This window comes from Dorea sp. OM07-5 (genome assembly GCF_003481355.1).
In the GTDB taxonomy this organism is placed as follows: Bacteria; Bacillota; Clostridia; order Lachnospirales; family Lachnospiraceae; genus Dorea_D; species Dorea_D hominis.
This window is the reverse complement of record NZ_QUKZ01000059.1, coordinates 334-618: the sequence shown is the minus strand read 5'-3', so window position 1 is coordinate 618 and position 285 is coordinate 334. Positions and strand designations below refer to the sequence as shown.

General features: G+C 47.4%; 1 protein-coding gene. It reads left to right on the top strand.

Annotation, left to right across the window (positions count from 1 at the left end; translation table 11 throughout):
* A partial coding sequence (locus DXC04_RS16000) for a type IV secretory system conjugative DNA transfer family protein (protein ID WP_243112197.1) occupies positions 1–285 on the top strand: 285 nt, incomplete at both ends.

Below are 285 nucleotides of genomic sequence, written 5' to 3'. Positions count from 1 at the left end.
AAGCATAAACGAAATTTAAATGTGCTGGTAGTCGGAGGTTCCGGGGCAGGAAAGAGTCGGACCTATGCGATTCCGAACATCATGCAGTGCAACTGCTCGATGGTGATCACAGATCCGAAAGCGGAACTTCTGCGCAAAACAGGAGGTGTTCTGGAACGGAATGGATATGAAGTCCGGGTTTTTGATTTGATCAATCCGGAGACTTCCTGGTGTTATAACCCGTTTGCGTATGTCCGGGATGATAAGGATGTACTGAAGCTGATCAATAACCTGATCCGCAACACA